This is a genomic window from Clostridium tepidiprofundi DSM 19306 (genome assembly GCF_001594005.1).
GTDB classification, from domain to species: Bacteria; Bacillota; Clostridia; order Clostridiales; family Clostridiaceae; genus Clostridium_AC; species Clostridium_AC tepidiprofundi.
This window is the reverse complement of record NZ_LTBA01000156.1, coordinates 1-608: the sequence shown is the minus strand read 5'-3', so window position 1 is coordinate 608 and position 608 is coordinate 1. Positions and strand designations below refer to the sequence as shown.

1 pseudogene is annotated in these 608 nt (G+C 28.5%); it reads left to right on the top strand.

Features of this window, described 5'->3' with window-relative positions:
* A pseudogene (locus CLTEP_RS14185) lies at positions 1 to 532 on the top strand (IS256 family transposase); the annotation flags it as partial.
* Positions 533 to 608: the final 76 nt, after the last annotated feature.

Genomic DNA, 608 nt, shown 5'->3' with positions numbered 1-608 from the left:
AGTGCAGAACGTACTAATATTCTGTGTTGACGGCTTAAATGGCTTTAAAGAAGCTATAGGAGCAGCATTTCCATTTGCTAAAATACAAAGATGTATAATACACCAAATAAGAGCCAGTATGAAATATATACCATTCAAAGATAGAAAAGCATTCGAAAAAGATTTAAAGAGTATATATTCAGCTGTAAATGAAGAAGAAGGAATGGAAAATCTATTAGGTATGAAAGAAAAATGGGGTAACAAATATCCTAATGCAATAAAAAGTTGGGAAGATAATTGGGATAATCTAAGTACTTTCTTTGAGTTCCAAAAAAATATTAGAAAAATAATATATACTACGAATGTTATAGAAAGTCTTAATAGCCAATTCAGAAAAGTTACCAAGACAAAACTAATATTCCCAAATGATGAAAGCTTGTTGAAAATGCTATATTTAGCAACACAAAAAGTTTCAGTTAAATGAACTCGCAGATATCCAAATTGGGATTTGGTCATCAATCAATTAAATATAGTATTCAGTGAAATTTTATAAAAAGCATAAAAAAGAACTTTAATCGAAATAAAAATGCTAATGATTAAAGTTCCTTTTGAAAAAATCTTCCCACGTG